Here is a 16,414-nt window from a genome sequence, read left to right as displayed (position 1 = left end):
CCGCCCCCCGGCGACGGGGGGCGGTTTTGCATTGCAGCATGTCCCGCCCCGCCCTATCGTCCCGGCGTCGGAACAGGGGATGCAGGCATGACAGTTCAATCGGTTGGCGTGATCGGCGCAGGTCAGATGGGCAACGGCATCGCGCATGTCTTTGCGGTGGCGGGCTATGACGTGCTGCTGACCGACATCAGCCAGGATGCGCTGAACAAGGCCATCGCCCTGATCGACCGCAACCTGGAACGTCAGGTCGCCCGCGACAAGATCACCGCTGAGGTCAAGGCGACCGCCATGGGCCATATCCGCACGACGCTGAAGCTGTCGGACCTGGGCCAATGCGACCTGGTGATCGAGGCCGCGACCGAACGCGAGACGGTGAAGCAGGCGATCTTCGAGGACCTGGTCCCGCACCTGAAGCCCGAGACGATCCTGACGTCGAACACATCGTCGATCTCGATCACGCGGCTGGCCTCGCGCACCGACCGGCCCGAAAAATTCATGGGGTTCCACTTCATGAACCCCGTTCCCGTGATGCAGCTGGTCGAGCTGATCCGCGGCATCGCCACGGACGAGGCCACCTATCGCGAACTGCACGCCGTCGTCGAGAAGCTGGGCAAGACATCGGCCACCGCCGAGGATTTCCCCGCCTTCATCGTGAACCGCATCCTGATGCCGATGATCAACGAGGCCGTATATACGCTTTACGAAGGCGTGGGATCCGTCAGTAGCATCGACAGCGCGATGAAGCTGGGCACCAACCACCCGATGGGCCCGCTGGAGTTGGCCGATTTCATCGGCCTGGACACCTGCCTGGCCATCATGAACGTGCTGCATGACGGCTTGGCCGACACGAAATACCGCCCCTGCCCGCTGTTGACGAAATATGTCGAGGCAGGTTGGCTGGGCCGCAAGACGGGCCGCGGTTTTTATGATTACCGTGGTGATACACCAGTTCCGACGCGCTGACTGTCGCATTCAGGCGGGCGCGCCCTGAGAATCTGCCCAGCATGAGGGCAGATCTTCACACCGACAGGAGAGACCCCATGACCAAGCCGATCCTTGCCGCCCTGCTTCTGGGCGTGGCCGCCCTGCCTGCCCATGCCGCCGATCCTGCCGAATGCGGCACGGTCCGCCTGTCCGATCCGGGCTGGACGGACATCACCGCGACGAACGGCGTCGCGGCGGTCGTGCTGGAGGCCCTGGGCTATGCCCCGAACATCGCCACCCTGTCCGTTCCCGTCGGCTATGAGGCGCTGAAGGGCGCGCAGACCGACGTGTTCCTGGGCAACTGGATGCCGGCGCAGGCCGCGTTCCGGGAGGATCTGGACGCCGATGGCGGCGTGACCGAGCTGGCGCAGAACCTGGAGGGCGCCAAGTTCACCTTGGCCGTGAACCCCGCCGCCGCGGCGCTTGGTGTCGGGGATTTCGCCGATCTGGACGCCCATCGCGACGCGTTCGAGGGCAAGATCTATGGCATCGAACCCGGGGCCCCCGCGAATCAGAACATCCAGGGCATGATCGACGCCGATCTGTTCGGCCTGGGCGATTGGGAGCTGGTCGAGAGCGGTGAACAGGCGATGCTGGCGCAGGTCACCCGCAATGCCGACACGCCCACCGTCTTCCTGGCCTGGGCGCCCCACCCGATGAACGAGGCGATCGAGATCACCTATCTGTCGGGCGGCGACGAACAGTTCGGCCCCGATTTTGGCGGTGCGACCGTCCACACCCTTGCCCGCAGCGAATGGGCCGAAATGTGCCCCAATGCCGCGCGGCTGTTCAGCCAGCTGGTCTTCGACGTGTCGATGGAGAACCAGCTGATGGGCGCGATCCTGGACGACGGCGCCGACGCGCAGGACGCGGCGCGCGAGTGGCTGGCCGCCAATCCCGATGCGATGGGTCCCTGGCTGGACGGCGTCACCACGCTGGACGGGCAGCCCGGCCTGGATGCCGTGCAGGCCGCCGTCGCCGGATAACAGCCCGTGAAACCTAATATCCTGATCCTCATGGCGGATCAGCTGTCGGGGGTTCTTTTCCCCGACGGCCCCGCCGCTTTCCTGCACACCCCAAACCTGCGGCGACTGGCCGAACGGTCGACCCGGTTCGCGAACACCTATACCGGCAGCCCGCTTTGCGCGCCGGGGCGGGCCAGCTTCATGTCGGGCCAGTTGCCAAGCCGCACGCGGGTCTATGACAACGCGGCGGAATTCGCGTCCGACATCCCGACCTATGCGCATCACCTGCGCCGGGCGGGGTACCACACCTGCCTGTCGGGCAAGATGCACTTCGTCGGCCCTGACCAGTTGCACGGCTTCGAGGAGCGTCTGACCACCGACATCTATCCCGCCGATTTCGGCTGGACCCCGGATTACCGCAAGCCGGGGGAGCGGATCGACTGGTGGTACCACAATCTTGGATCCGTCACCGGCGCGGGCGTGGCCGAGATCACCAATCAGCTGGAATATGACGACGAGGTCGCCCATCACGCGACGCGCAAGCTGTACGATCTGGCACGCGGGGCCGACGGCCGGCCGTGGTGCCTGACCGTCAGCTTTACCCACCCCCACGACCCGTTCGTGGCGCGGCGCAAGTACTGGGACCTATACGACGGCATCCCGGAACTGGAGCCGCCGCGGCCGATCCCCTATGACCAGCAGGACCCGCATTCGCAGCGCCTGATGGATGCGTGCGACTGGCGCGGGCTGGAGATCACCGACGATCATATCCGCCGCGCGCGGCAGGGCTATTTCGCCAATATCAGCTATGTCGATGACAAGATCGGCCAGATCCTGGACGTGCTGGAGGCGACGCGCCAGCAGGACACGATCATCCTGTTCCTGTCCGACCACGGCGAGATGCTGGGCGAACGCGGGCTGTGGTTCAAGATGAACTTCTTCGAAGGCTCGGCCCGGGTGCCGCTGATGATCGCCGCGCCGGGCATGGCGCCGGGACGTGTCGACCAGCCGGTCAGCACCATCGACGTGCTGCCGACGCTGTGCGACCTGGCGGGCCTTCCGATGGACGAGATCGCGCCCTGGACCGATGGCCGGTCGCTGGCGCGAGGCGCGCCGCGCGGTCCGGTGCCGATGGAGTATGCCGCCGAGGGCAGCATCGCACCCATGGTCGCCCTGCGCGACGGGCGCTGGAAGTACATCGTCTGCGACGCCGATCCCGAGATGCTGTTCGATCTGGACAGCGACCCGGCAGAGCGCGTGAACCTGGCCGGCGATCCGGCCCATGCGGCGGTGCTGTCCGATCTGCGTGCGCAGGCGGCGCAGCGGTGGGACCTGTCGGCCTATGACGCGCAGGTGCGTCATTCGCAGGCCCGCCGCTGGATCGTGTACGAGGCGTTGCGCAACGGGGCCTATTATCCGTGGGACCACCAGCCGCTGCAGCGTGCGTCCGAACGCTACATGCGCAATCACATGGACCTGAACGTGCTGGAGGAAAACCAGCGGTTTCCCCGCGGCGAATAGGAACGGGGGCCGGTCACCCGGCCCCCGATCTGCTTACGCGTCGGTTTTGGCGTCGCGCTTTTCCATGAACTGATCGAATTCCGCCTTGTCCTTGGCCTCGCGCAGCTTGGCCAGGAAGTCGATGAATTCGCGATGCTCATCCTCCAGCCGCTTCAGCGTCTCGGCGCGATAGGCGTCGAAGGCGCTGTTGCCGGTCGACGGCGCGGAATAGCGGGGGGCGGCGGTGCGTTTGGTGCATCCGAACATGCGTTTGCTCCAGATCATGTAGCCCAGAAGGGCCAGGCCCACGGGCCAGACAAAGATGAAACCCAGCACCATGGCGACAAGCCAGGCGGGGCGACCGCGCGCATCCAGCCAGTCGCGACTACGGGCCAGCACATCGGTGATGCGCTGCTGGGTCGTCGCCGGGCGAAGCACGGGGGTTGCGATGGTCATCTGTGGTATCTCCCTATGTTAATGTGAATTACATTTACATAGATGGGCGGCGCCGAGGGTTCCGTCAAGATCGCCGTGCAACAATTCAGTCCTGGATCAGTCCAAGCCCGCGCAGATAGATCAGCGCCCCGCTTTCCAGCATTTCGGTCGGCTCGACCGGGCTGCGGCAGCCGGGCTTGCCGCGGCCGAACAGCTCGACCACACCGTGGCTCAACGCCCAGATGTGGTTGGCCACCATGCGGGCGGGCGGACGGCGGTCTTCGGGCAGGCGGGCGGCCATCGCCTCGGCCGCGGTTACAAGCACGCCCTGCGCCCGCGCAGAGGCAGCCGCCAAATCGACATTGCCCACGACAGAGATGCCGCTTTCGAACATCGCCATGTAATAACCGGGCCGTTCGGCGGCAAAGTCCAGATAGGTCTGGCCCATGCGCAGGAACGCGGTCAGCGGCCGCGGACGGCCACCGTCGAATGCGGCCTCCAGCCGGGCGGCGAATTCGATGAAGCCCTGGCGTGCGACCTCCTCCAGCAGGTCGTCGCGGCCCTTGAAGTGGCGATAGGGGGCGGCAGGGGACACGCCGGCGCGGCGCGCGGCCTCGGTCAGTGTGAAGGCCTGCGGGCCCTGCTCCTGGACCAGATCGGCGGTCGCCTCCACCAGGGCCTGGCGCAGGTTGCCATGGTGATAGGACTTGCGGTCGGGGGTGACGGGCGCGGGCACTACATGCCTTCGCCGAAATAGTCCCCCACAAGCGCCTCCAGCGCGTCCGCCAAGGCCTGCGCCTCGGGGCCGGAGGTCGTCACGCGGATCTGGCTGCCGCGCGGGGCGGTCAGCATCAGCAGACCCATGATGCTGTCGCCAGAGACGGCCATGCCGTCCTTTTCGACCCGTGCCTGCGCGTCATGGCGTTCGACCACGTCCACGAACTTGGCGCTGGCCCGGGCGTGCAGGCCCTTGACGTTGATGATCGACAGGTCGCGGGTGATCGCATCGGTCATCGCGGATACCGCCCGCTGTCCAGCGCGGCCTCGGGCGGGACGTTGTAGGAATTGATGTACTTGCGCCCCGCGTCCTTGGCAAAGCCCACCGCGACCGGCACGCTGAGATGCCGCGACTTGGCCAGCTTGACCAGCATCGGCAGGTTCGCGCCGTAGAGGATGGTGCGGTCCTGCACCGCGCAGGCCGGCAAGGACAGGTTCGAGGGAGAACCGCCGAACAGATCGGTCACCAGGACGACGCCGTCGCCCAGATCGACCGCATCCGCGGCCGCCTTGATCTCGGCGGTCTTGGCCGCGCGGTCGTGATCATCCTCGATCGCGACGGCGGCGATACCGACCTGCGGACCCACGACATGTTCGACGGCCGAGAGATACTCTCGGGCCAATCCCCCATGCGCCACTATGACAATACCGATCAACGCGCCTCACCAAGCCCAGAAGACTTCCAAAACACCCCAAACCTCATGACGCCTGCCTTTGCGACGCGCGAGCCTCGCCCGCAGGCGATGCGTCCGCACCAGACTGCAGCGTCATGCCCCGACGCTCCAGTTCCCTGTGCCTTATTGACACCGGCCAGCCCGCATCTGCAAGCGCCAGGGCCATCTTTTCCACCAAAGTGACGGAACGATGCTGTCCCCCGGTACAGCCGAAACCAACCGCCAGGTGCGATTTGCCCTCGTCCATATGGGCGGGCAGAAGAAATTCGACCAGATCCCGGGTCCGCTGAAAGAATTCGGCGAATCGCGGATCGGCGGCGACATGCGCCTGCACGCGGTCGTCGCGACCGTCCAGCGGCCGCAGGTCCGGGTTCCAGTGCGGATTGGCCAGAAAGCGACAGTCGAACATCAGGTCCAGGCCCCGCGGCACGCCACGTTTGTAGCTGAAGGAGTGCAGCGACACGCTGAGCCGCCGGTCGGGGCGCACGTCGAACCACCGCGTCAGCTCGGCCTTGAGGTCATGGGGCGACAGTTCGGTCGTATCGACCAGCACATCGGCCCGCACGCGGATCGGTGCAAGCAGGTCAATCTCGGCCAGGACCCCGGCCATTGGCGCCTCATCGGGGGCCAAGGGATGGCGGCGGCGCGTCTCGCTGTAGCGGCGGACCAGGGTATCGGCGTCGCAGTCCAGATACAGCACCTCGGGCGCATAGCCGGGAAGGCGCGTCAGTCGGTCGATCAGCTCGATGACATTGAATGCAGAAAAGTCGCGATTGCGCACGTCCAGCCCCAAGGCCAGCGGCGTCGGACGCGCCGGTCCGTCCAGCAGGCGCGGGATCAGCGACAAGGGCAGGTTGTCGATCGCCTCGAAGCCCAGATCCTCCAGCACGTTGATGGCGGTTGATCGCCCTGCCCCGGACGGCCCGGTGACCAGCACCAGCCGTTGGGCCTCGGGTTCGATGGCGTCGTGGTCCATGCGTCCTTCCCTATGGCGCTGCGCGCGCGATCATGCCAGCCGTCGGCCCAGCATCAGCTGCCGCAACGCAGCGTAAAGATGGGGGCGATAGGGGCCCAGCACAAGCGAAACCCGGACCCCCAGCCAATCTTGATGGCGCACCTGTGGCAACCTGTCCTCTTCGTCGCGTCCAAGGTCGCAGGCCAAGGCCACCGGGACCGGCGCCGACGGCTCTGCCTGAAGGATGCCCACGCCCCGCGCCTCGATGCGTCCCAGCAGCGGCAATGGCGCCTGCGCCATCAGTCGGCCCGCGGACAGGCGCAGGTCGGTGCGGTCATCGGCGACCAGCGTCGCGCCCACTGCCATCAGCTGCAGTGCCAAGGTGGACTTGCCGGATCCGGACGGTCCCAGAATGACAAGTCCACCCCCGTCAAGCGCGACCGTGGTCGCGTGAACCTGCATCATGCGAATCACCTCCTGATCCGATCCTGCCCGAAAACAGGTTAATTTTCCGCCTGTGGCATGGCGTCGCGCCGGCTGAACGGTCCTGATGGCGATAACATTTGATGTTTCCGCTAACTGTTTGCGCTGACTTGTTTCGGGCCGAATCCGCCGTGCTATAGGCCGATGAAACGCCGCACCCCAAGCCACGGAGCCCCCGACATGACCACGCGCGTAAACCCGACCTGCCGACTGGAAGACCAAGGCATCACGGGGCTGGGCCAAGTGCACTACAACCTGCTGGAACCCGCCCTGATGACACAGGCCGTCGCCCGCGGAGAGGGCAAGCTGGGCCTGGGCGGGGCGTTCCTGGTCTCGACCGGCGCGCATACCGGCCGCTCGCCCAAGGACAAGTTCGTCGTCCGCACCCCGTCGGTCGAGAACAGCATCTGGTGGGACAACAACAAGCCGATGGACCCGGCGGCGTTCGATCTGCTGCATGCCGACATGCTTCAGCACATGAAGGGTCGCGATTATTTCGTTCAGGACCTGTTCGGCGGCGCGGATGCTGATAACCGCCTGGACGTGCGCGTGGTGACCGAGCTTGCCTGGCACGGGCTGTTCATCCGCCACCTTCTGCGCCGGCCCCAGGCTGACGAGCTGGCAACCTTCACGCCCGAATTCACCATTATCAACTGCCCCGGCTTCAAGGCCGATCCCGCGCGTCACGGTTGCCGGTCCGAGACGGTGATCGCGATGAACTTCGACAAGAAGCTGATCCTGATCGCCAACACCGCCTATGCCGGTGAGAACAAGAAATCGGTCTTCACGCTGCTGAACTACCTGCTGCCGGAAAAGGGCATCATGCCGATGCACTGCAGCGCCAACCACGCGCCGGGAAATCCCGATGACAGCGCGGTCTTCTTCGGCCTGTCGGGCACCGGCAAGACCACCCTGTCGGCCGATCCGTCGCGCATCCTGATCGGCGACGACGAACATGGCTGGTCCGACACCGGCATCTTCAACTTCGAGGGTGGCTGCTACGCCAAGACGATCAACCTCTCGGCCAAGGCCGAGCCGGAGATCCACGCCACCACCAGCCGGTTCGGTACCGTGATCGAGAACATGGTCTTCGATCCCGAGACGCTGGAGCTGGACTTTGAGGATAACTCGATCACCGACAACATGCGCTGCGCCTATCCGCTGGAGGCGATCAGCAACGCGTCCCAGACCAGCCTTGGCGGGCATCCCAAGAACGTCATCATGCTGACCTGCGACGCCTATGGCGTCCTGCCCCCGATCGCGCGGCTGACGCCTGCACAGGCGATGTATCACTTCCTGTCGGGCTTCACCTCCAAGACGCCGGGCACCGAGGTCGGCGTGACCGAGCCGATCCCGACCTTCTCGACCTGCTTCGGTGCGCCGTTCATGCCCCGCCGCCCCGAGGTCTATGGCAAGCTGCTGCAGGAAAAGATCGCCCAGCACGGCGCATCCTGCTGGCTGGTGAACACCGGCTGGACCGGGGGCGCTTTCGGCACGGGCAAGCGCATGCCCATCGCCGCCACCCGCGCCCTGCTGGCCGCCGCCCTGGACGGCAGCCTGAACACGGTGCAGTTCCGCCGCGATCCGAACTTTGGCTTCGACGTGCCGGTCAGCGTCCCCGGCGTCAGCCCTGTCCTTCTGGACCCGCGCCAGACTTGGGCCGACCCGGCCGCCTATGACGCCCAGGCCAAGAAGCTGGTGCAGATGTTCTGCGACAACTTCGCCCAGTATCTTGACGCGATCGACGATGAGATCCGCGCTGCAGCCATCGGCTGAACGACATGACGGCCCCCACGCGGGGCCGTCGCTCTATTCGATCGCGGCGATCGACAGGCCTCGGCTTCGGTACTCATATCCGGCAGGGCTTGTCCTTAACCTTATTGAGACAACCGCTAGCCCAGAGACACCTCGTCCCTTGCAATCGTGCTGTTACCTTTGGTCTCAACCAAACTGGGTCCAACCCGACCCGATCAATTGACGCGGTGATTGTAGCGGCAAGACAGCATGAGCTACGTCCGGTCCCAGCCACGTGACATGGCATCCATTTTGGCAGGCGCGCCTCCCACCTGCGCAGCAGAAGCGACATCTTTGACGTAGCAAGCACGCGGCCAGACTGGTCGTAGCTCCTACATCCTATTGATGGAACACGATACCGCGGAAAGCGGACAAGTGAATAGGCTTGCCTTACTCACTTTTTACAAATGGAATAGCCCGTACGCGGCATGCTTCGCTGATCGTCATTACAGCGGTTGAGGCACTGCCGACAGGTCCTTGCAGTTGAGAGCGAATTTGGGCGCCCTTCGCAATGAATAGCGGTTTCAAAGTTCGTCCCACTTATCCTAAGCAAAGAACTAGGTCTAAGGCGCAAAAGTTAGCATCCGCCTTCCTTTGCATTCGGATGCCGATGCAGAGCACCGGACGGAACCTGCCCCGCCCTCGCGGGGCCGGTTCAAGTGTCGTCAGGCGGCCCTTGGCCGCCCGTCAATCAGGTCACAGTCCCAGGCAGTGGCGCATGATCGCCTTCTGGGCGTGCAGCCGGTTTTCGGCCTCGTCCCAGATGACGGATGCGGGGCCGTCCATGACGGCACTGGTCACCTCGTCCTCGCGGTGCGCGGGCAGGCAATGCATGAACAGCGCATCCGGCCGCGCCTGCGCCATCAGGGCCTCGTTGATCTGATAGCCGCGCAGCTGATTGTGGCGCCGCTCCTTGGCCGATTGCGGGTCGTGCATGCTGACCCAGGTGTCCGTCACGACCAAGTCGGCACCGATGACGGCCCGCGCCGGATCGCGCTCGATCGTGACGGGGCGCCCTTGGGATGCCGCATAGTCGAGGCAGGCCGCTTCGGGATCCAGCGGCGGCGGGCCGGTGAAGGTCAGATCGAAGCCGAACTGCCCTGCCGCGTGGGCAAAGCTTGCGAACACGTTGTTGCCGTCGCCCGACCAGACGACCTTCTTGTCGGCGATGGGGCCGCGATGTTCCTCAAAGGTCATCACGTCGGCCATGATCTGGCATGGATGTGTGCGGTTCGTCAGCCCGTTGATCACCGGAACGGTCGCATGCTCGGCCATCTCCAGCAGCGTCGCCTCCTCGAAGGTCCGGATCATGATCAGGTCGACATAGCGGGACAGCACGCGCGCGGTGTCGGCGATGGTTTCGCCATGACCCAGCTGCATCTCCGAGCCCGACAGGATCATCGTCTGACCGCCCAACTGGCGCACGCCGACATCAAAGCTGACCCGCGTGCGGGTCGAAGGCTTTTCGAAGATCAGCGCGACCATGCGGCCAGCAAGCGGTTGTTCGTCATCGGGACTGCCCTTGGGGCGGCCGTTGCGAGCGGCCTTCATCGCGTGGGCGCTGTCGATGATGCTGCGCAGGGCGGTGCGGTCGGTGGTGTGGATATCCAGGAAATGGGTCATCGTCTTGGTCTTTCGGCTTTTCTCCAGCAAGCCCCGCCGGACGGGCCGGGTCAAGGGCGGATCGGGCTTTCCGCGCCCCCGCAGGGGTCGCGCCCGACCGGACCGGAGAAGATGGGTATTTGGACAAAGAAGAGGGGCGCGTTCGCCTCATCGGAGGCGGGTCATCACGCGGACGGGCCGGCCTTGCGCGTCCAGACGGTGGTCGTTGCCCGCAAAGCCCGCCTTGCGGTAGGCGGCGATGGCGCGCTGATTTCCGGGGGCGGGATCGATCGCCAGGGTCGAACAGTCCAGCAGCAGCAGATCGCCCAGGGCGCGCAGCCATGCGCCGCCCTGCCCCACCCCGTCAGGCCCGGAAAACACGTCCAGCGCCACGGCATCCGCCGGCAGCCCCGCGAAATGCGGCGCGGGCCAGTGATGGGCCGGATAGGATTGCGCATAGGCCAGGGTAGCGCCGTCCCGCACCACGATCATCTGTCGCATCACCCGGTGCCCCAGATCGTCGCGGATCAGGGCGATCTGGCGATCGGGGCCGGGCCACCAGGCAGCGACCTCCGGCTGGGCCAGCCATCGGGCCAGCACGGGCAGGTCGTCCACGGTGACCGGCCTGAAGGCGTATTCAGCCATCCAGGCTGGCGGCGGCCCTGTCCAGGCGCGCCACCGCCTCGGCGATCTCGTCTTCGGTGATGTTCAGCGGCGGCAGCAGGCGCAGGGTGTCATCTGCGGCGGGCACGGTCAGCAGATGCTGATCATAGGCCGCACGGACCAGATCGGTCGGCGCGACGCGGCATTTCAGGCCCAGCATCAGCCCCTGCCCCCGCACGCCGTCGAAGATCTGCGGATGGGCGGCGACCAGCCCCTCCAGCTTCTGGCGGAACAGGGCGGCCTTGCGGTTGACCTCGGCCAGGAATGCCGGATCGGCCACGATCTGCATCACGCACGCGCCGACCGCGCAGGCCAGCGGGTTGCCGCCATAGGTGGAGCCGTGCGTCCCTGCGACCATGCCCGCAGCCGCGCCTTCCGTCGCCAGCACCGCCCCCAGGGGAAAGCCCCCGCCGATGCCCTTGGCGACCATCATGATGTCGGGCGCGATCCCGGCATATTCATGCGCGAACAGCCGCCCTGTCCGGCCCATGCCGCATTGCACCTCGTCCAGGACCAGCAGCGCGCCGGTCCGGTCGCACAGCTCGCGCAGCCCCTGAAGGCAGGCGTCGGGCAGCGGACGGATGCCGCCCTCGCCCTGCACGGGCTCGACCATGATCGCGGCGGTGCGGTCGGTGACTGCGGCCTTGAGCGCCTCGTGATCGCCGAAGGGCAGCGTGCGGAACCCGGGCATCAGCGGGCCGAAGCCCTTGACCATCTTCTCCGACCCTGCCGCCGCGATGGCCCCGGTCGAGCGTCCGTGGAACGCGCCGGAAAAGGTCAGGATCTCGATCCGGTCCGGGTCGCCCGCGTGGTCCCAATGCTTGCGCACCATCTTGATGGCCAGTTCGGCGGCCTCGGTGCCCGAATTGGTGAAGAACACCGTGTCCGCGAAGGTGTGTTCGACCAGCAGGTCGGCCAGACGCTCCTGCTCGGGGATCTGGTACAGGTTCGACACGTGCCAGATCCGGCCCGCCTGTTCGGTCAGCGCGGCGACCAGATCGGGATTGGCATGGCCCAGCACGTTCACCGCGATGCCCGCGCCCAGGTCCAGGTATCGTGTCCCGTCGGCAGTGACGGCCCAGGCGCCTTCGCCGCGTTCGAACGCCAGGGGGGCGCGATTATAGGTCGGCAGGACGTGCGGGATCATGGCAAGGCTCCGGCGATGGAAGGGGAATGGCGGAAACGGCAACAGGGACGCGGGCCCGCGAAGGGGCCAGCGTCAGCGTCGCGAACGGGTGGTGCGTCGTTTCGTCATGGCGCGAAGGATGCGCAGCTTTGCCTGTCAAGGCAAGCGCTAATCAGGCCTTCATGCGATAGCCCGACCGCAGCCACCGCCACGCCAGATACAGCACGCCCGCGACGACGCCCGCGCAGATCAGCGCGCCGCGCCAGACGGGCGCGTCGCTGACCCCGGTCACGCCATAGCGCGCGCCGTCGATCAGGTAGAAGATCGGGTTCCAGTGCGACAGCGTGCTGAACGGCTGCGGCAGCGCCTGCACCGAATAGAAGGTGCCCGACAGGAACGACAGCGGCGTGATGATGAAATTGGTGATCGCCGCCATCTGGTCGAACTTCTGCGCCATGATCCCTGCCAGGATGCCCAGGCCGCCCAGCATCAGCGCGGCCAGCAGCACGAACATCGCCGCCCAGCCGGGATGCGCGATGCCACGCCCGGTGACCAGCACCATGCCGGTCCCGATGACCGTGGCCACCAGCCCGGCACGCACCACCGACCCGGCCAGATAGCCGGCCAGCAGCTCTCCGGCGGACAGGGGCGGCATCAGCGTGTCGACGATGTTGCCCTGCACCTTGGCCGCGGTGATCGAGCTGGAAGTGTTCGCGAAGGCGTTCTGGATGACCGTCATCATCAGGATGCCCGGCCCCAGGAAGACCAGATAGGGCAGGCCCATGATCTCTCCGCGTCCCTGGCCCAGGGCCATCGCGAACACGACCACGAACAGGCCCGCCGTCATCAGCGGCGCGAATATCGTCTGCTGCCAGACGGCCATGAAGCGCATGACCTCGCGCCGCGCCAGCGTGCGCAGGCCCAGCCAGTTGACGCGGCCAAATCGGCGCACGCCCATGGCGGGGCTGTTGGAAAGCGGGGGCAGGCCGGGCATTGTGGGCGGGGTCATCTGGCGGTCCTTGAATTTCTGCGCTTCGGCGGCTAAATCTCGGCATCCCGTATGTGACGGGACCAATCGCAGGTTACAAGATGGGGCGGCAGGTCAGACCCGCCCGGAAAGGCTGCCATGTCCTGGACGGATGATCGCGTCGAGACACTGAAACGCATGTGGTCCGAGGGCCAGTCGGCCAGTGCCATCGCCAAGGAACTGGGCGGCGTGACCCGCAACGCGGTGATCGGCAAGGTCCATCGCCTGGGGCTGTCGAACCGCACCGAGGAGCCCGAAGCCCCAGCCCCCGCCCCTGCACCGGAACCGGTCGCCCGCGAAAAGCCCGCGGCTCCCCGTGCGGTCCCGCAGCCAGCGACGGTCCCTCTGCGCCCCGAACCCGCGCCCGAGCCCGTGGCGGTCCAGCCCGAGCCGGAACCCGAACCCAGCACGCAACCGGCCTTCGTGCCCGTTCCCCGCCGCCCGATCGTGCCGGCGGGACAGCCTTTGCCGCCCCAGCCTTCGGCCAATGAGATCTCTCCCGAAGCCTTGGCCTCGGTCCGCGAGGTCGAGAAGCGCGCCAAGAAACTGACCCTGATGGAACTGACCGAGCGGACCTGCAAATGGCCCATCGGCGATCCGGCAACCGACAAGTTCTGGTTCTGCGGCCTGCCGTCGGTCGCGGGAAAACCCTATTGCGAGGCGCATGTCGGCGTCGCGTTCCAGCCGATGTCCTCGCGCCGCGACCGTCGCCGCTGATTGCTTTCGGGCGGGCCGCAAAGGTCCGCCCGGTCCCGACCCGCCCTTGCCATCCCCGTACGCGCGCCTTACTGCGGTCCCGTTATGTGATGATATATCATTCCATGATTCGTCATATCTATAGAAGGACCGCCCCATGCCCCTCCGCTCGCCCCTCCCCGCCAGTCTGCTGATCGCCGCGACGCTTGCCCTGACCGGGCCTGCGCTGGCCCAGTACAGTGCCGCCCCAGCCGCACATGACCACTCCCACGACCACGACCACGACCACGATCATGACCACGATCACGCCCATGCCCGCAGCCCCGAGGCACAGGCCATCTATGACGGCTATTTCGACGACGATCAGGTCAAGGACCGCCCCCTGTCCGACTATGCGGGCGACTGGCAGTCGGTCTATCCCCTGCTGCAGGACGGCACCTTGGAGCCGGTCATGGACCGCAAGGCCCAGAAGGGCGACCAGACCGCCGAGCAATACACCGCCTATTACCGGACCGGCTATGCCACCGATACGGACCGCATCACCATCGAGGGTGACGTTGTGACGTTCTACAGCGACGGCACGCAGGTGTCGGGCACCTATGCTGATGACGGGCACGAGATCCTGACCTATGCCCGCGGCAACCGCGGCGTCCGTTTCATCTTTGCCAAGACTGCCGGCGACGCGGGCGCACCCGCCTTCATCCAGTTCAGCGACCATGGGATCGCCCCGGCCCGCGCCGACCACTTCCACCTGTATTGGGGCGACGACCGCGCCGCCCTTCTGGAGGAGGTGACGAACTGGCCCACCTACTATCCCGCCGACATGACCCCCGCCCAGATCGTGGACGAGATGTTGGCCCATTGACGACCTGCGCACGCCCGGTGCGCCGGGCGTGCGCACCGCTTTTCATCACGGCGCAACAGGGCTAGAGATGCGCGACCCCGAAAGGACGCATGCCATGGCCCGCCACCTGATCACCTCTGCCCTGCCCTACATCAACGGCATCAAGCATCTGGGGAACCTCGTCGGTTCACAGCTGCCCGCCGACCTCTATGCCCGCTATCTGCGGGCGCGGGGCCACGAGGTCATGTTCATCTGCGCCACGGACGAACACGGCACCCCCGCCGAGCTGGCCGCCGCCAAGACCGGAGAGGCCGTGGCCGACTATTGCGCCCGGATGCATGGCGTCCAGACCGCGCTGGCCGACGGGTTCGGGCTGTCCTTCGATCATTACGGCCGCTCCTCCAGCGACCGCAACCGCGCCCTGACCCAGCATTTCGCGGGACGCCTGGCCGACCAAGGCTATATCCGCGAGGTCGTCGAGAAGCAGGTCTTCTCCCATGCCGACAACCGCTTCCTGCCGGACCGCTACATCGAGGGCACCTGCCCCAACTGCGGCTATGACAAGGCGCGCGGCGATCAGTGCGAAAACTGCACCAAGCAGCTGGACCCGACAGACCTGATCAACCCGCGCAGCGCGATCTCGGGCAGCACCGACCTGGAGGTACGCGAGACCAAGCACCTGTACCTGCGCCAGTCCGCGCTGAAGGGCGACATCGCCGCCTGGATCGACGCCAAGACCGACTGGCCGATCCTGACGACCTCGATCGCGCGCAAATGGCTGAACGACGGCGACGGGCTGCAGGACCGCGGCATCACCCGCGACCTGGACTGGGGCGTGCCGGTGAAGCGGGGCGACCAGGACTGGCCGGGGATGGAGGGCAAGGTCTTCTATGTCTGGTTCGACGCGCCCATCGAATATATCGGCGCGACCGCCGAATGGGCCGATGCGGCGGGCGCCGACGATGCCGCATGGCGCCGCTGGTGGCGCCTGGACCAGGGCGCCGAGGACGTGACCTATACCCAGTTCATGGGCAAGGACAACGTGCCCTTCCATACCCTGTCCTTCCCCGCGACACTGATCGGTTCGGGCGAGCCGTGGAAGATGGTCGACTATATCAAGTCCTTCAATTACCTGACCTATCAGGGCGGACAGTTCAGCACCTCGCAGGGGCGCGGCGTCTTTATGGACCATGCGCTGGAAATCCTGCCAGCGGACTACTGGCGCTGGTGGCTGCTGTCCCACGCCCCCGAATCCGGCGACAGCGAGTTCACCTGGGAGAATTTCCAGCAATCCGTGAACAAGGACCTGGCCGACGTGCTGGGCAACTTCGTCAGCCGCATCACCAAGTTCTGCCGCGCCAAGTTCGGCGAGGCCGTTCCCGAAGGCCCGGCCTGGGGCCCTTCCGAACTGGCGCTGATCGACACGCTGACCGCCCGCGTCCGTGCCTATGAGGCGAATATGGAGGCGATGGAGGTCCGCAAGGCCGCCGCCGAGCTGCGCGCCATCTGGGTGTCGGGCAATGAATACCTGCAGTCGGCCGCGCCCTGGACGGTGTTCAAGACCGACCCCGACCAAGCGGCGATGCAGGTGCGCATGGGCCTGAACCTGATCCGCCTTTATGCGGTCCTGTCGCAGCCCTTCATCCCCTTTGCATCGGCCGCGATGCTGCAGGCGATGGACGCGCAGGATGCGGGCTGGCCCGACGACGTGGCGCAGGCCCTGCAGGCGCTGGCCCCCGGCCATGCCTTCACCGTCCCCGAGGTGATGTTCGCCAAGATCAGCGACGAGGACCGAGAGGCCTGGGCCGCCCGTTTCCAGGGCGTCCGCGCCTGACTGTCGCATTCGTGCCACAGGAGCGCAGGGGGCGGGCGCAGACCTTGTCCCCCGC

At 66.2% G+C, this 16,414-nt stretch carries 17 protein-coding genes; 7 read left to right on the top strand and 10 right to left on the bottom strand.

Features of this window, described 5'->3' with window-relative positions; genetic code table 11:
- Positions 1–87 precede the first annotated feature (87 nt).
- From PRL19_RS07920 to betC, 3 genes are all read left to right on the top strand, one after another.
- A complete protein-coding gene (locus PRL19_RS07920) occupies positions 88–963 on the top strand; it encodes a 3-hydroxybutyryl-CoA dehydrogenase (protein WP_045982758.1) in 876 nt (291 codons plus the stop codon).
- Between the two features lie 77 nt (positions 964–1,040).
- Complete coding sequence (gene choX / locus PRL19_RS07915; protein ID WP_148911879.1) at positions 1,041–1,970, top strand: choline ABC transporter substrate-binding protein; 930 nt, start codon at positions 1,041–1,043, stop codon at positions 1,968–1,970.
- Positions 1,971–1,976: 6 nt separating this feature from the next.
- A complete protein-coding gene (gene betC, locus PRL19_RS07910; RefSeq protein ID WP_420704386.1) occupies positions 1,977–3,470 on the top strand; it encodes a choline-sulfatase in 1,494 nt (497 codons plus the stop codon).
- A 33-nt stretch (positions 3,471–3,503) separates the two neighbouring features.
- Here betC and PRL19_RS07905 read toward each other — a convergent pair whose 3' ends face one another.
- From PRL19_RS07905 to PRL19_RS07880, 6 genes are all read right to left on the bottom strand, one after another.
- Complete coding sequence (locus PRL19_RS07905) at positions 3,504–3,905, bottom strand: DUF2852 domain-containing protein (RefSeq protein ID WP_273742578.1); 402 nt, start codon at positions 3,903–3,905, stop codon at positions 3,504–3,506.
- An 85-nt stretch (positions 3,906–3,990) separates the two neighbouring features.
- Positions 3,991–4,620, bottom strand: coding sequence for a TetR/AcrR family transcriptional regulator (locus PRL19_RS07900; RefSeq protein WP_273742577.1), 630 nt, complete (start codon positions 4,618–4,620; stop codon positions 3,991–3,993).
- Entirely contained in the window at positions 4,620–4,898 is a 279-nt protein-coding gene (locus PRL19_RS07895; protein WP_127897938.1) for an HPr family phosphocarrier protein, read from the bottom strand. The genes PRL19_RS07900 and PRL19_RS07895 overlap by 1 nt, the downstream gene beginning before the upstream one ends.
- Positions 4,895–5,317 carry a PTS sugar transporter subunit IIA gene (locus tag PRL19_RS07890; RefSeq protein WP_045982754.1) on the bottom strand — a complete coding sequence of 141 codons (423 nt, stop codon included), beginning with the start codon at positions 5,315–5,317 and terminating at the stop codon, positions 4,895–4,897. Before PRL19_RS07890 ends, PRL19_RS07895 begins: the two co-directional genes overlap by 4 nt.
- Positions 5,318–5,360: 43 nt before the next feature.
- Positions 5,361–6,311, bottom strand: a complete 951-nt coding sequence (gene rapZ / locus PRL19_RS07885; protein ID WP_127897937.1) for an RNase adapter RapZ — start codon at positions 6,309–6,311, stop codon at positions 5,361–5,363.
- Positions 6,312–6,341: 30 nt separating this feature from the next.
- Positions 6,342–6,755: an HPr kinase/phosphorylase gene (locus PRL19_RS07880; protein ID WP_252926557.1), complete on the bottom strand. Its 414-nt coding sequence runs from the start codon at positions 6,753–6,755 to the stop codon at positions 6,342–6,344.
- A gap of 198 nt (positions 6,756–6,953) precedes the next feature.
- Between PRL19_RS07880 and PRL19_RS07875 the strand changes: the two genes are divergently transcribed.
- On the top strand, positions 6,954–8,549 hold the full coding sequence (locus tag PRL19_RS07875) for a phosphoenolpyruvate carboxykinase (RefSeq protein ID WP_273742576.1): 1,596 nt from the start codon (positions 6,954–6,956) through the stop codon (positions 8,547–8,549).
- A 714-nt stretch (positions 8,550–9,263) separates the two neighbouring features.
- Here the strand turns inward: PRL19_RS07875 and argF are convergent.
- The 4 genes from argF to PRL19_RS07855 all read right to left on the bottom strand — a co-directional run bounded on the left by argF (position 9,264) and on the right by PRL19_RS07855 (position 12,967).
- Positions 9,264–10,190: an ornithine carbamoyltransferase gene (argF, locus tag PRL19_RS07870; protein ID WP_046000086.1), complete on the bottom strand. Its 927-nt coding sequence runs from the start codon at positions 10,188–10,190 to the stop codon at positions 9,264–9,266.
- 147 nt (positions 10,191–10,337) lie between these two features.
- Positions 10,338–10,814 (bottom strand): GNAT family N-acetyltransferase, encoded by a 477-nt coding sequence (locus tag PRL19_RS07865; RefSeq protein ID WP_273742575.1) that lies wholly within the window; start codon positions 10,812–10,814, stop codon positions 10,338–10,340.
- Entirely contained in the window at positions 10,807–11,979 is a 1,173-nt protein-coding gene (locus PRL19_RS07860) for an aspartate aminotransferase family protein (RefSeq protein ID WP_273742574.1), read from the bottom strand. The genes PRL19_RS07865 and PRL19_RS07860 overlap by 8 nt, the downstream gene beginning before the upstream one ends.
- A 151-nt stretch (positions 11,980–12,130) precedes the next feature.
- Positions 12,131–12,967, bottom strand: coding sequence for an ABC transporter permease (locus PRL19_RS07855; RefSeq protein WP_273742573.1), 837 nt, complete (start codon positions 12,965–12,967; stop codon positions 12,131–12,133).
- Between the two features lie 117 nt (positions 12,968–13,084).
- On the opposite strand from PRL19_RS07855, the gene PRL19_RS07850 reads away from it, so the two are divergent.
- From PRL19_RS07850 to metG, 3 genes are all read left to right on the top strand, one after another.
- Complete coding sequence (locus tag PRL19_RS07850; protein WP_273742572.1) at positions 13,085–13,702, top strand: GcrA family cell cycle regulator; 618 nt, start codon at positions 13,085–13,087, stop codon at positions 13,700–13,702.
- Positions 13,703–13,838: 136 nt separating this feature from the next.
- Positions 13,839–14,546 (top strand): ZinT family metal-binding protein, encoded by a 708-nt coding sequence (locus PRL19_RS07845; RefSeq protein ID WP_273742571.1) that lies wholly within the window; start codon positions 13,839–13,841, stop codon positions 14,544–14,546.
- Between the two features lie 94 nt (positions 14,547–14,640).
- Positions 14,641–16,359, top strand: coding sequence for a methionine--tRNA ligase (gene metG / locus PRL19_RS07840; RefSeq protein WP_273742570.1), 1,719 nt, complete (start codon positions 14,641–14,643; stop codon positions 16,357–16,359).
- The last annotated feature ends 55 nt before the right edge of the window (positions 16,360–16,414 follow it).

This window comes from Paracoccus marcusii, from assembly GCF_028621715.1.
GTDB lineage: Bacteria > Pseudomonadota > Alphaproteobacteria > Rhodobacterales > Rhodobacteraceae > Paracoccus > Paracoccus marcusii.
Note: the sequence above shows the minus strand (reverse complement) of the source record. Positions and strands in the feature narration are given on the sequence as shown.